Genomic DNA, 13,494 nt, shown 5'->3' with positions numbered 1-13,494 from the left:
ACTCCTTTCCGAACTCAGAAGTGAAACTGCTCAGCGCCGATGGTAGTGTGGGGTCTCCCCATGTGAGAGTAGGACATTATCAAGCCTTAATTTCAAAAGCCCATCTCTAATGAGATGGGCTTTTTGCGTTTCTACTGAATCAAAGTTGCACTCTTAAATTAAGAGTTTGTATGTGTATACCTTCCTGATGCACTGAACTGCTGAGATACACTTTACCTTGCTAATTCCTGCTCAATGAATAGCCACTAGCTAAAGAGTACTAATTGCTGCTAATACAGCATATCGGCTAGCAAGGGCTCCTACTCTATACTCAATTAAACTACAGAGTATATGAGTTATAGAATCCAGTGCTGCCATGCAAGACGTAAGCTTATTAGGATGACCAGTAAGATGAAAATGCGCCTGACCCATAAATTTCCCATACGAATGGCGGAGTGAGATCCACACCAGGCACCCAGCATAAGAGTTGAACCCATTGCTATTCCTAACCCCCAGGCTACGTGTCCCAGTAAGGCAAAGGTCACTAAAGATGTAATGTTACTTATGAAATTCATAGTACGGGCTAGTGCAAGTGTTTTCAGCATTTCCATTCGGTAAAAATGTAGTGCACTGGCTGTCCAGAATGCCCCTGTACCAGGGCCGGCAACACCATCATAACCTCCAAGAATTAAGCCGTGCACCCACTGGAATAAGCCGCTTTTTCTATCGGCATTTTCATCTGGTATTGCAGCCTTAGATACCAGTGTATAGATTGCAGTTGCGATAATGATCGCTGGGAGGGCTTTGGCAATAAAATCCGCGTCCAGATAATTGGCTATAACGGTACCTGTTGTAGCCCCTATCAGAGTGCCTATAGAGGCAGCTTTCCAGAGTGCAGGAGTAAATAGCCCCTTACGAAAAAAGGTAACTGCCGATGTTAGGGAGCCAAAGCTTGAAGAGAGCTTGTTGGTGCCTAAACTTAAGTGGGGGGGGATACCTGCAGTCAGTAGTGCCGGAATGGTGATCAGCCCACCACCTCCCGCAATGGCATCAATGAACCCGGCAATAAAAGCTATCAGCATCAGAAAGAGTAAATGGCCTAGTGTTAAGTTTTCGGCTAGAGGCAGTATTAAGTCCATAAAGTTCACATGGTCAGTGTATCGATTAGAGAAAGGGAGATGGTGGCTGTCACAGGCACACAATTTGAATTGCCTTAAAGCTTGTGGAGAAACAGAGCTTGTGCAGGTTTAAGAGTCACTATAGTCAGTGTTTTAATAATATCATTTTCTGCATGTGTGGGGCGAAAAGCTACAACCGCAGATATTTAGTTAGGCTATTTTCGTAGCTTTATTGAACCTTAGAACGGCTCTGGTAAACTTGGTCGTTTGTATTTTTCAGGAATTGATCATGTCTGAGATGACCTACGCCCATGAGTTAGATACTTCCGGCCTGATGTGCCCTGAGCCTGTTATGATGCTTCATGGGGCGGTGAAAAATATGATGGAAGGTGATGTACTAAGAGTCATTGCTACAGACCCTTCAACTGCTCGGGACATACCTAAATTCTGTCAGTTTTTAGGTTTTACTCTTCTTGAACAAAAAGAAGAAAGTGACATTTTTTTCTACTATATTCAGAAACCTGCCTGATGATCCTGTTGGGGCTCTGCAGTTAGCAGCAGCCCCTTTCCATGCCTTAGTCTAAGCTAGCCTGTTAATCGCAAAGAAACGCCAGCCCAGCAGAACTGCAGCCATGCTAAGTCCTGCAATCAGCCCGTACCAAAAACCAGCCACACCCATGGCGGGGACAATCAGGTCTGTTAATGACAGTATATAGCCTAAACCCATGCCTACAATCCAGTATGAGAATAGAGTAATTGGCATAATAATTTGAGTGTCTTTATAGCCCCGCAGAGCTCCACTAAGTGCAACCTGAAGAGCATCTGAGATTTGGAAGACGGCAGCCAGATGCAGCAAGGTGACGGCAAGTGCGATCACTTCAACCTGGTCTGTATAGAGCTCTGCAATTATACCCGGCAGGAAATACATAATGCCGGCAGTGAAGAAACTTGCGACGACTGTACATCCCGCCCCAATGATACTGACATATTTACCATATTGATAACCACCAGCACCAACACTGTTACCGACCCGAACAGTTAGTGCCATAGCAAGGCTTAATGGAACCATAAAAGTAACGGATGTCACATTGAGTGCGATCTGGTGAGCAGCAATTTGAGTTGAGCCCAGTCGGGCAATAAAAAGTGCAATCGTGGTGAAAAGCCCTACCTCAAAAAAAATTGCAACACCGATAGGTATACCAACCACAGACATCTTTTTAATCTCGTCCCAACGAGGCATAGAGGGATAATCGAGTAGCCTTGTTTCATTATATCGGTGATTGAAGCGAATATAGAGCCATAGCATTAATACGCTGCTCCACATAGCGATTGCAGTAGCAAAACCACAGCCCATGACACCTAGCGCAGGAATTGGCCCCATACCATAGATCAGTATCCAGTTTGCCATCAGGTTAAATAAGAGCATACCAACGCTGATAATCAGAACTGGTCGGGTAAAGCCCAAGCCTTCAGTGTAGCTGCGCATAGTCTGATAGAAGCCAAGAGCCGGGAAGCCAATCATGATGCCAAGCATGTAATCACTTGTTAGTGGCAGCAGGTGTTCCGGCACAGACATCATGCGCAGAATGCTGGTATGAAAAAGCATGGCGATAATGCTAATCAGGCTGATTACTAGACCCAGCCAGAACCCCTGAAATGCAAAGGGCCCTACTTTAGAGGGGGTATCAGCCCCAAGCCATTGGGCAATGAAAGGGGTTATACCCAGCAGAACACCACTCAGAAATAGAAATAAAGGCATCCAGATGCTGGTGCCAAGCGCAACGGCAGCCAGATGATCAGCCCCGAGTCTGCCTACCATAAGAGTATCTACGACACCCATGCCGGATTGAGCCAACTGGGCTCCCATGATGGGCAGGGCAATGACCATCAGGTACTTTATCTCTTTGAACAGATGTGGGGCGTCAAATGTATTTTTAGCGAAGATTTGCATGATAAAAATGAGCATCCTTGGCGGTTAAGATACTGCCAGATATAAAAAAGTTAGAAACAATAGCGTCTATAAACAGAGCCTGATAGCGGAAATAACTAAAGCGCAGATTTTACTCTCTGAGTGTTGTTTTGTCTTGGTTGTATGGCAGTTGATCAATTTTTGTCATCGATCAAAAAATAAAGAGTCTTTTTCCTGAACTATGGGGGAAGGCGTATAATGTCAGCCTCTGTTTTCAGGCCATTTTCGCTCTTCAGGCATGGTGGCAAAGTGTGCATTTTGTTTGATGAGCTAATAAGTTGTGTGAAGAGGTTAATGTGAGTGAGGAACATTGCTACAGAGATCTGATTGAGATTTTTAATCGGCTTTTTCTGGAGTCAGAGCAAACCCGTTTGGTGAAAGGTGAGGACGAGCCTATCTACTTACCCGCATCTGAGACCGGTAATGAGCACCAGGTTATTTTTGCACATGGTTTTTACGCAAGTGCTTTACATGAGATTGCCCACTGGTGTGTTGCGGGAAAAGAGCGCCGCATGCTGGTGGACTATGGTTACTGGTATGAGCCTGATGGCCGGACTGAAGAGCAGCAGCGTCTGTTTGAACGAGTTGAAATTGTTCCCCAGGCGATTGAAAAGTGCTTCTGTCTGGCTACAGGTTTTCGTTTTCGGGTTAGTGTTGACAACCTGAATGGTTCCCCTGGCAATACTTGTACTTTTGAGAAAAATGTCAACCAACAGGCTGAGACTTACCTGTTGGAAGGCCTTCCCTATCGGGCGCAGTCTTTCTTTGATGCACTGGCTGATTTTTATAATACAGGCTTTGATACGGGCAAAAATGCTGTGAATATTTCCTCAGAGAGTTGTGCGCTTGCATAAGAAATTTAGCAGCCATGACTATTAGACCTTTGATTCTGAAGCATTTAAAAGTGGCTGATAAATGAAAACGATTTGCAATAAGTATTGCACCTTGTAGGTTTATCTTGTTAAATACCAATTATTATCATTTCGAATGATTGAATTGATCAGACATTTTTTCCGGCAGGAGACACATTAATGGCTAAACAAGGTTTCACTCAAAGCGCAGTTAAAAAAGCAGTTGCTGCCCTGATTCTGACGAGCGGTGCAGTTTCAGCGTTTAATGCTCAGGCAGCTGATGAAATTAATATTTACTCTGATCGTCAGGCATTCCTGATGAAGCCTATTCTGGATGCTTTTACTGAAGAAACCGGCATTAAAGTAAATGTTGTTTTTGCCAAGAGTGGTTTAATTCAGCGCCTGAAGAGTGAAGGTGATAATAGCCCTGCGGACTTACTGCTGACCTCTAATGTAAGTAATCTGAGCCGTGCTGTAGATGCTGGTGTGACTCAGGAAGTTGATGATTCCGTTATTAACAAAAATGTACCGGCGAAGTTTCGTGACGCTGACGGCCAGTGGTTCGGACTGACGACTCGTGCCCGAGTTGTGTATGCCTCCAAAGATCGTATCCAGCCTGGAGAGTTTAAGGACTATGAAGACTTGGCAGATCCTAAATTTGCTGGTCGGATCTGTACCCGTAAAGGTGATCACACCTATAACATCGCGCTGATCGCATCTATGATTGCTCACCATGGCGAAGCAGAAGCTAAGCAGTGGTTGGAAGGGGTGAAAGCGAATTTGGCCCGTAAGCCACAAGGCAACGATCGCGCACAGGTTAAAGCCGTTAAAGAAGGTGTTTGCGATCTTGCCGTTGGTAACAGCTATTACTACGGTAAAATGCTGACGAATGACGAGCAGCGCGCCTGGGCAGAGTCTGTGAATATTGTGTATCCAAACCAAGAAGGCCGGGGTACCCATGTTAATATCAGTGGTATGGCGATGACAAAAAGTTCGCCTAATCGTGATGTCGCTTTAAAACTGATGCGTTTCCTTACAGAGGATGAGGCGCAGAAAATCTACGCAGAGCAGAACTTTGAATATCCTGTAAAAGCCGGTGTTGAGGCCAGTAAACTGGTGGATCACTGGGGGGAGTTCAAGGCTGATGATTTGCCTCTGTCTAAAGTTGATAGCTTCCGTAAACGTGCCGCTATGATGGTTAACGAAGTAGGTTATAACAACTGATTCGGTTACATCGCCATTTATACACGTTGCCGGGAGTATTATCTTATGGTGAGCTCCCTGCTGACTTGTGATAACAGTATGACGTAACATACTGTTATAATTGGTAAATCCGAGGGCAGCCAAGGCTGCCCTTTTGTGCGTTCTGAAAAACGCTTTTTCACGTTTTGGACAGGTAGGCGCGGATGGTTTCGCAAGCAGAGGATAGAACAGCAGTGGCCATAGGTGGCAGACCGGGCTCACTGTTTAAAACCCGCTCTGGTAATGGTTATTGGCAATTCTCGGTTTGGTTGATTGCTGCGATTGTGCTGTTGCCGGTGTTAGCAGTGCTTTGGCTGGCATTTTTTCCGGAAGAGAATATCTGGCCCCACCTTTTATCAACGGTTCTGCCCAACTATATTATCACTACAATTGGCCTGATGCTGGGTGTCGGTTTTTTTGCCGCTTGGTTGGGCATTTCGACCGCCTGGGTAACGACGATGTATGACTTCCCGGGCCGAAAAGTTTTTGAATGGGCGCTTCTGCTGCCCTTTGCTGTACCTGCATACGTCATCGCTTACGTTTACACCGATATGCTGGAATACTCTGGTTGGTTGCAAATGGGGTTAAGACAGCTATTTGGCTGGCACACGGCCCGTGATTACTGGTTCCCAGAGATCCGGAGTCTTGGTGGGGCCGTTATTATGCTGGCACTGGTTCTTTATCCCTATGTTTTTATGATGGTGCGGGCGACATTTATTGAGCAATCCGCATCTTTGCGTGATGCAGCGAGAACTTTAGGCTGCAGCCGCCGACAAGTCTTCTGGCGTGTTTCTTTACCGACAGCTCGTCCGGCGTTAGCCGTGGGGGTTGCTCTTGTGCTGATGGAAGCTCTGAATGACTTTGGTACCGTGGATTATTTTGCGGTGCGTACTCTAACGGCTGGCATCTATGATGTCTGGATGAATATGGGCAACATCGGTGGTGCGGCTCAGATCGCCAGTGTGATGATGATATTTATTCTGGTCCTTATCGGGCTGGAGCGTCACTCCCGTCGCCGTCAGAAACAGTTCTCCCGGGGAGACCGCTTCAAGGCTTTTCAGCGCACAAAGCTAAGTGGCCGTAAAGCCTTTGCCTGTTGGCTGATTTGTATTATGCCTTTGGTTTTTGGCTTTATTGTGCCGGTGCTATCTTTGGCTAGGCATGCGATTGTCTATTTTGAGGTCTCCTGGACGCCGGATTTTCTTGAGATGAGCTGGAACAGTTTTATGCTTTCCGCCGTTGCGGCTTTGGGGACGATCTTTCTGGGGCTTATCCTTGCATACGGCAAACGCTTAGTTAAAGCATCAAGCGTCCAGAAGGCCGTAAGATTATCCGGTTTGGGTTATGCGATGCCTGGGGCGGTTCTAGCTGTCGGCGTCATTATTCCTCTGGCTGCTTTTGATAATGCCGTGGATGATCTTTTTGAAAGCTGGTTTGGTATTTCCACTGGTTTACTGCTTAGCGGGACTGTATTCGCTGTAATTTTTGCTTATATCGTACGTTTTCTTGCAGTATCAGCAGGTAGCATTGAGTCGAGTCTTGAAAAAGTAACGCCAAGTATGGATATGGCTGCCCGCTCTTTGGGTTACAACACGCTGCAAATTTTATTGAAAGTTCATGTTCCCATGATAAAGCCCGGTGTGCTTACAGCGGCATTGGTCGTCTTTGTGGATTGTATGAAGGAGCTGCCAGCGACTTTGGTATTGCGCCCTTTTAATTTTGATACTCTGGCCACACATGTTTATCAGTTTGCCTCTGATGAGTTACTGGAAGAATCTGCATTGTCGGCGCTGGTCATTGTTCTGGTCGGTATTATCCCTGTAATTTTGCTGAGCCGCTCTATTATTGCTTCCCGAAATGAGAAACAGTAAGGCATAGGGTCTGCCCTGCTGAGGATAAAAGCCGGGTGCTCACCCGGCCTTTTATTCCGCTTGGCTTTTTACCTTGCACGGACTGATATGACTAAGCTAGGTTCTGCCTTCGGTTAATGCCTGATGTACATGCAGCATGGACAAGACATTAGCTTCTGATTGATAGGGATCCATTCCCCGCTCTGCCACCCACTCACCCCGTAGATCCTGCCAATGCTCAAAGCTTATTTCATATAGGCTTGCTGCGGGTTCAAATGCAAACTGCACATTCATCTGATAGCTGTCAAAGAGCATATCGAGCCAGTGTTCATCCTCTCCTGACCCATCAACATAAACGATATCAGAGTCAATATCGCCCTGTAACTCGCGAATCACCTCCAGTGCGCTGACACCGTGCAGCATAAGATCATCGATATCGATGGCTGCATCATCAAACTGATGGCTATGACTATCCAGCCAGTCATCTTCGGGGGTGATCAGAGTGCTTTTTACCTGACCATCCGGCGTTGACCAGCACACCGCAATAGGGAAGCCGTCTTCGTCGGGACTGGAGCACTCAAAGTCGATAAAAATCGGATACGGGTTCATTTTCTACCTCGTTGGCTGGAGCAAAATGTTCAGGTAAACGAAAAAAACGCCGTGCATTGTCACTGGTTTTACAGGCAAGATCCAGCTCAGAAAGCCCGGTGTGAAGGCTTAATTCTTTCAGGACCCATGGTAAGTAAGCAGGCCTGTTAGTACGGTCCTTGGGTTTTGATGTCATATTACGTGGCAGCAGATATGGTGCATCTGTCTCTATCATAAGGCGGTCCTGAGGAATATTGTGCACGAGTGCCTGCAGGTCAGTCCCTCTGCGTTCATCGCATATCCAACCAGTAATGCCGATATAGAGACCAAGATCGAGATAGCCAAACAGCGCCTGTTTGCTGCCGGTAAAGCAGTGGATGACACCGTCGGTTATATCATCACGGTAACTTTTCAGGATCTCATGTTGACGCTCGAATGCATCCCGCTCATGCATAAAAAGTGGTTTTTGAAACTCAATGGCCAATTCCAGTTGGGCCTCAAAGGCCTTTTCCTGATCCTGAGGCGTTGAAAAGTTGCGATTGAAGTCCAGGCCTGTTTCGCCGACAGCAACGCAGTAGGTGCTCTGCAGTAAATCCCGGAGATTGGAGTGTGCGGAGCTATTGAACTCTGAAGCATCATGGGGATGTATCCCTACGGTGCTGCGAAATTGCTCAGGGTAGCGCTCGCAAAGTGCCAGAGCCGCCTTTGAAGAAGCAAAAGACGTACCTGTAATAATCTGGTTGGTTACATTAGCTTCCAGTGACTGTGCTACAACTTCAGCAATCTTCCCATTAAAACGCTCGTTTGTGAGGTTAACTCCGATATCTATTAAAGGCGATGGTGCGCCCAGTAGCGCGTTTTGTTGACTGTCTCTCATGACTTTCCGGAATCCTGATAGAAATAAGATCTGAATTTAACTACTATTGACACCTCAAAGAAAGAAAACAGGCATAGATCGCCTTTTAATCTGAGACCACAACATTGGAGTAGCCCATGGCAGGGGTATTAGCTAGCGTAGATTCCCGGACACAGTTAGTTGGTGAAAACCGACTAGAGCTTTTAATGTTTCGCTTACTTACGGGACAGTTGTTTGCCATCAATGTGTTTAAAATTCAGGAAGTGATGCGTCTACCGGCACTGTCCAACCTGCCGCATCACCACCCTTATGTTGTAGGGGTTACTCATTTGCGGGGGCAGACCGTTACGGTGATTAACCTGAGTCAGGCGATCGGTATGCCTGCTCTGCAACCAACAGAAGAAAGCAACCTGATCGTGACGGAGTATAACAACTCTGTGCAAGCCTTTCTGGTCGGCGGTGTTGATCGCATTATCAATATGAACTGGGACGAAATTATGCCGCCGCCGCGAACTACAGGTCGGTCCCATTACCTGACGGCGATTACCCGGGTTGAAGAAAAGATTGTTGAGATTATCGACGTAGAAAAAGTTCTGGCTGAGATTTCACCTTACCTGATCAGTATTGATACTGAGAATCTGGATGAGCAAATTCGTCAGGCAGCCAGCCGGATGGAAGTCCTGATGGTTGATGATTCCTCGACAGCACGGGCTCAGGTTAAAGAGACCCTGGGGCATCTGGGTATTACGATCCATGAGGCCAGTGATGGCCGTGAAGGGTTGGAAAAACTACGTGCTATGGCCGATGCCGGCGAGGATGTACCAAATAAGCTTCTGATGCTGATTACAGATGCTGAAATGCCGGAAATGGACGGTTATCGTCTGACGCGCGAAATTCGTGAAGATCCGCGCCTTAAAGATCTGTTTATTACCCTGCATACCTCTTTGAGTGGTAGCTTTAATAAGGCGATGGTGCAAAAGGTCGGTTGTGATGACTTCCTGTCCAAGTTTCAGCCGAAACAGCTGTTTGATCTGGTTGTTCGTCGGATCGCTGAAGTTGAAGGCCTGGAAGTTCCGGAAGAAACGGTATAAGCCGAACGCCGGATACCCTGCTTAGTTAAACCGGGAGCGCGATCTGAAATAACCCCCAATATTGAATATTCAGTATTGGGGGTTATTTTATGGAGTATTGGTGGAGGATTGTTGATACTAATCTGTCTGAATAGGCACTTTTGGCTCTAAAAGAGGCTGGGCCATACGTTCACTAAAGGCTTTACGGATCTCTTCAATTCGTCTGCGGTTGACGCCAAAATCAGAATAACCGATGCGCGAAGCAGAGCGTACGGCAATGACCCCCGGCACCTGGAAGTAGAACTCTACATCATCGATAAAGCCCATCAGGGGAGTGCGGAAGTCTGCCCTCAGGTAGTGAGCATGCTCACGTGTGATAACAATTGCATCACTTTGTTCCGTGAGCAGGGCTTCCATCTGATTGTAAGCCTGGGTTTGCTCGGCGGTATAGAGAATAGGGGGGATTTTTTGGCTCTCCTGAGTATCCGGGTGTGAAGCAACGCAGTTCGGGGTATCCGGGCAGGGTTTCAGGCGGTTGTTTTCAACCCCCAATTTAGGAATGTCGTGCATACAGCCTGTTAAAAAGGCGATAATGGACCCCAATACAACGGTTTGTCTTATTAAAGGATAAGAAATCATTCGGGTTTCCTGTTTGATCGTCCTGATACGGCTGTTTAAAGTAGCAAGTTTTGGGTGGATACCTCAATATCGGATCCGTTTTTTTACAGATAATTCCAAAGTTTTTACAGGCATTTCATGGCGTTAGTTAGATTAGAAAAGATTAGTATCGCATTTGGCCATCATGCGCTGCTGGATGAAGCCTCTCTGGTCATCAGTAAAGGTGAACGAATTTGTGTCGTTGGCCGTAATGGCGCAGGTAAATCCACTATGCTAAAGCTGGTTTCCGGGGAGCAAACACTTGACTCCGGGTCACTTTGGATTCAGCCGGGGTTAAAAATCGGCCAGCTGGCTCAGGATCTGCCAGTGGCTGGAGATGATACTGTATTTGATATCATCGCGGATGGTATTCCCGGTGTCGGGCAGTTGATTCGCGACTATCACCATCTGATTATGAATATTGATGGTGATGAGGATCTGAAAAAGCTAGAGCACTTGCAAAATGAGCTTGAAAGCAAAGATGGCTGGGCTTTGACTCAGCGGGTTGAGTCGATTATCTCCAAGCTGAACCTCCCTGCAGATACCCCAATGAAATCTTTGTCAGGTGGTTGGCGTCGACGTGTGGCGCTGGCTCGTGCTTTGGTGAGTGAGCCCGACCTGTTGCTGCTTGACGAACCGACTAACCACTTGGATATTGAAACGATCGCCTGGCTTGAGCAGCAGGTGAGTGAGTTTCGGGGGGCGGTACTGTTTATCACCCATGACCGGGCATTTCTGCAAAAGCTGGCAACCCGAATTGTAGAGTTAGACCGAGGACAGTTGACGATCTGGGAAGGTGATTATCCCAGCTTCCTTGAGCATAAAGAGCATATGCTTGAGGTGGAGGAGCGTCAGAATGCTGAGTTTGACAAGAAACTGGCTCAGGAAGAAGCCTGGATCCGTCAGGGAATTAAAGCCCGCCGAACCCGTAATGAAGGACGTGTCCGTGCTTTGCAGGATCTGCGCAAGGAGCGCTCCCAGCGACGGGAGCGACAGGGTACGGCGAATATCACACTGGATAAAGCTGAGTCTTCCGGCAAGCTGGTTGCGGAGCTAGAGCATGTCAGCTATAGCTGGGGCGATAAGCCTATCATCCGGGATTTGACTACCCGGGTCGTGCGTGGTGATCGTATCGGCTTGCTAGGCCGTAACGGTGCTGGCAAGAGTACTCTTCTGAAGCTTCTCCTGGGGCAGCTTGACCCGCAACGTGGTGACCTGAAAATGGGCTCTAAACTGGAGGTGGCTTATTTTGATCAGCTACGGGCCCAGTTAGAGCCTGAGCGCACGGTAATGGATAATGTTGCTGAAGGTCAGACCAGTATCACTATCGGTGGTCGTGATAAGCATATTATGAGCTACCTGCAGGACTTTCTGTTCAGCCCGGAGCGAGCTCGTACACCGGTCAAAGCTCTATCCGGCGGGGAGTGTAATCGTTTGTTGTTGGCTAAGCTGTTTACCAAGCCAGCCAATATGCTGGTTCTGGATGAGCCAACCAATGACCTGGATGTGGAGACACTGGAGTTATTGGAAGAGCTATTGCTCAATTTTGACGGCACCGTGCTTCTGGTTAGCCATGACCGTGCCTTTATGGATAATGTCGTGACCAGTGTTTTCGCCTTTGAAGGTGATGGCGTGGTGAAGGAGTATGTGGGTGGTTACAGTGATTGGGTGCGTCAGGGAGGTAAGTTTCCACCGGAAGTATCCGGTGGCGACGGCAATGACAGTACAACACTGAGAACCGCACCTGAGGATGATTCTGCAACGAATGAGGATAAGCCCGAAGAAGCCCGGCCCGCTGAAAAAAACGCTGCCAAAGGTAAAAAGCTGAGTTACAAGCTGCAGCGCGAGTTAGATCAGCTACCGGCCTTGATTGAAAAGCTGGAATCAGAACTGGAGGTACTACATACCACCACAGGAGATGGTGCTTTTTATCAGGGCGACCCAGACAAGGTCTCGAAAACACTGGATAAGCTTCAGCAAAAAGAGCAGGAGCTTGAGCAGGCGATGGACCGTTGGGTAGAGCTTGAAGCGATGAAAGAAGAGAGCTGAGTTCTGCATTCGACACTGTCTGAGCAATGTCCCTGATAGCGTATTTGCTATCAGGGGCATTTCAGAGTCTGAGGTTACCCGTAAGGTATCCCCTGGTATGAGTATCTATGTGTCTTTCTGAATACGCACCGCCAGAACATCACATTTAGCACCGTGCAGGACGCCGGTAGATGTTGAGCCGAGTAACAGAGACAGGCCATGCCGACCGTGACTGCCAACTACGATCAGATCTACACCCTGATCTTTAGCCATACGGTGAATTTCACTATCAGGTACACCCACCAGAATATGTTGCTGTTCCTGAGGGATGCTCAGCGGAGCAGCCAAATCAGAAAGTTTCGCTTTAGCGTGTTGCTCGAGCTGCTCCTGAATTGTCGTTAAATCCATTGGGATATCACCACCATACGCAAAACCCAGAGGCTCCAGAGCGTGGATCAGGCTGATATTCGCACCATTACGCTCAGCAATAGCTTTACCTTTTTCAATGACCTGGCCGGATTCATCGGTCAGATCCACTGCAATCAGTACGTGTTTGTATTGGCTCATTTTCTGTCCCCTTGCTAAAAATCCTTATCTGACTGTACTTTATCCCTTGTCTATCGATTAGTATAGGGCGCAATCAAGTTTAAAAATTGATCACAGACACTCCCTTGGCGTGGGTCATGGTTTGCAGCTTTCAATCGTTCAAATCAAAACCTGAGTGTCGTATTTTCCTGCCCTGGGCAGCTGTTTTTTTGAGGTGTTATATGAGTACCTGGCTTATTGTTGTTCTGATTTTTGCAGCTGTTCTTAGCCCGATAGCGTGGATTGTCCCTTCAAGGCGGCAGCGTTATCAGATGCACTTGAGAAAGATAGCACTTCATGCGGGGATTCGGGTTCGAATAGAAACCTTTGAACTTCTGGGAGCTAAAAACAGCGCGATTGCTTACCGCGTTATGCGTGAGGCTGATGATAAGGGCCCTGTTCATCGCTTTCGCCTGGGACACTGTGCTCGATTAGACAAAGAAGAGATCCAGTACCGGGGTGATGAATTTATTTCCGGATGGGTTTGGTTAGAGACCCCGTCTCCGGCTCTGGATGATGGCCAGGAGGCAAGCCTGAAAGCTTTGTTGAAGGTGTTGCCGGAGGATACTCTGATTTTTGAGGCTGGTACGGCCGCTCTGACGTTATGGTGGCGCGAAAATGGTACACCTGAACAGGTTGAAGCGTTGGCTGTTCAGCTGACTGAGCTGAATGTCTGAATTCAGTCTGACCAGCAGACGGGA

At 47.4% G+C, this 13,494-nt stretch carries 13 protein-coding genes; 7 read left to right on the top strand and 6 right to left on the bottom strand.

The window, feature by feature from the left end:
* Positions 1–335 precede the first annotated feature (335 nt).
* The gene (locus tag ACN0R8_RS15445; protein WP_417598977.1) at positions 336–1,118 is read right to left on the bottom strand and encodes a TSUP family transporter; all 783 of its coding nucleotides are present in this window, start codon (positions 1,116–1,118) and stop codon (positions 336–338) included.
* A gap of 277 nt (positions 1,119–1,395) precedes the next feature.
* Here ACN0R8_RS15445 and tusA point away from each other — a divergent pair, with 277 nt between their 5' ends.
* Positions 1,396–1,626, top strand: coding sequence for a sulfurtransferase TusA (gene tusA, locus ACN0R8_RS15440; RefSeq protein WP_417598979.1), 231 nt, complete (start codon positions 1,396–1,398; stop codon positions 1,624–1,626).
* A gap of 51 nt (positions 1,627–1,677) precedes the next feature.
* Here tusA and ACN0R8_RS15435 read toward each other — a convergent pair whose 3' ends face one another.
* Positions 1,678–3,048, bottom strand: a complete 1,371-nt coding sequence (locus ACN0R8_RS15435; protein WP_417598975.1) for an MATE family efflux transporter — start codon at positions 3,046–3,048, stop codon at positions 1,678–1,680.
* Between the two features lie 314 nt (positions 3,049–3,362).
* On the opposite strand from ACN0R8_RS15435, the gene ACN0R8_RS15430 reads away from it, so the two are divergent.
* The 3 genes from ACN0R8_RS15430 to ACN0R8_RS15420 all read left to right on the top strand — a co-directional run bounded on the left by ACN0R8_RS15430 (position 3,363) and on the right by ACN0R8_RS15420 (position 7,030).
* Positions 3,363–3,920 (top strand): elongation factor P hydroxylase, encoded by a 558-nt coding sequence (locus tag ACN0R8_RS15430; RefSeq protein WP_417598973.1) that lies wholly within the window; start codon positions 3,363–3,365, stop codon positions 3,918–3,920.
* A 177-nt stretch (positions 3,921–4,097) separates the two neighbouring features.
* Positions 4,098–5,141, top strand: coding sequence for a Fe(3+) ABC transporter substrate-binding protein (locus ACN0R8_RS15425; RefSeq protein ID WP_417598971.1), 1,044 nt, complete (start codon positions 4,098–4,100; stop codon positions 5,139–5,141).
* Between the two features lie 182 nt (positions 5,142–5,323).
* A complete protein-coding gene (locus tag ACN0R8_RS15420) occupies positions 5,324–7,030 on the top strand; it encodes an ABC transporter permease (protein WP_417598969.1) in 1,707 nt (568 codons plus the stop codon).
* A gap of 96 nt (positions 7,031–7,126) precedes the next feature.
* Here the strand turns inward: ACN0R8_RS15420 and ACN0R8_RS15415 are convergent, their stop codons facing one another.
* Positions 7,127–7,618, bottom strand: a complete 492-nt coding sequence (locus ACN0R8_RS15415) for a hypothetical protein (protein WP_417598967.1) — start codon at positions 7,616–7,618, stop codon at positions 7,127–7,129.
* Positions 7,587–8,474: a TatD family hydrolase gene (locus ACN0R8_RS15410; protein WP_417598965.1), complete on the bottom strand. Its 888-nt coding sequence runs from the start codon at positions 8,472–8,474 to the stop codon at positions 7,587–7,589. Before ACN0R8_RS15410 ends, ACN0R8_RS15415 begins: the two co-directional genes overlap by 32 nt.
* A 116-nt stretch (positions 8,475–8,590) precedes the next feature.
* On the opposite strand from ACN0R8_RS15410, the gene ACN0R8_RS15405 reads away from it, so the two are divergent.
* Positions 8,591–9,544 (top strand): chemotaxis protein CheV, encoded by a 954-nt coding sequence (locus ACN0R8_RS15405; protein WP_417598963.1) that lies wholly within the window; start codon positions 8,591–8,593, stop codon positions 9,542–9,544.
* A 117-nt stretch (positions 9,545–9,661) separates the two neighbouring features.
* Here the strand turns inward: ACN0R8_RS15405 and ACN0R8_RS15400 are convergent, their stop codons facing one another.
* Complete coding sequence (locus ACN0R8_RS15400) at positions 9,662–10,162, bottom strand: DUF1499 domain-containing protein (RefSeq protein WP_417598961.1); 501 nt, start codon at positions 10,160–10,162, stop codon at positions 9,662–9,664.
* A gap of 117 nt (positions 10,163–10,279) precedes the next feature.
* Between ACN0R8_RS15400 and ACN0R8_RS15395 the strand changes: the two genes are divergently transcribed.
* The gene (locus ACN0R8_RS15395; RefSeq protein ID WP_417598959.1) at positions 10,280–12,229 is read left to right on the top strand and encodes an ATP-binding cassette domain-containing protein; all 1,950 of its coding nucleotides are present in this window, start codon (positions 10,280–10,282) and stop codon (positions 12,227–12,229) included.
* 105 nt (positions 12,230–12,334) lie between these two features.
* Here ACN0R8_RS15395 and ACN0R8_RS15390 read toward each other — a convergent pair whose 3' ends face one another.
* Positions 12,335–12,775: a universal stress protein gene (locus ACN0R8_RS15390; protein WP_417598957.1), complete on the bottom strand. Its 441-nt coding sequence runs from the start codon at positions 12,773–12,775 to the stop codon at positions 12,335–12,337.
* Between the two features lie 200 nt (positions 12,776–12,975).
* On the opposite strand from ACN0R8_RS15390, the gene ACN0R8_RS15385 reads away from it, so the two are divergent.
* Positions 12,976–13,470: a hypothetical protein gene (locus tag ACN0R8_RS15385; protein WP_417598955.1), complete on the top strand. Its 495-nt coding sequence runs from the start codon at positions 12,976–12,978 to the stop codon at positions 13,468–13,470.
* Positions 13,471–13,494: the final 24 nt, after the last annotated feature.

Source organism: Oceanospirillum sp. (assembly GCF_048265165.1).
GTDB lineage: Bacteria > Pseudomonadota > Gammaproteobacteria > Pseudomonadales > Halomonadaceae > Oceanospirillum.
This window is presented reverse-complemented; position numbering and strand designations above follow the sequence as displayed.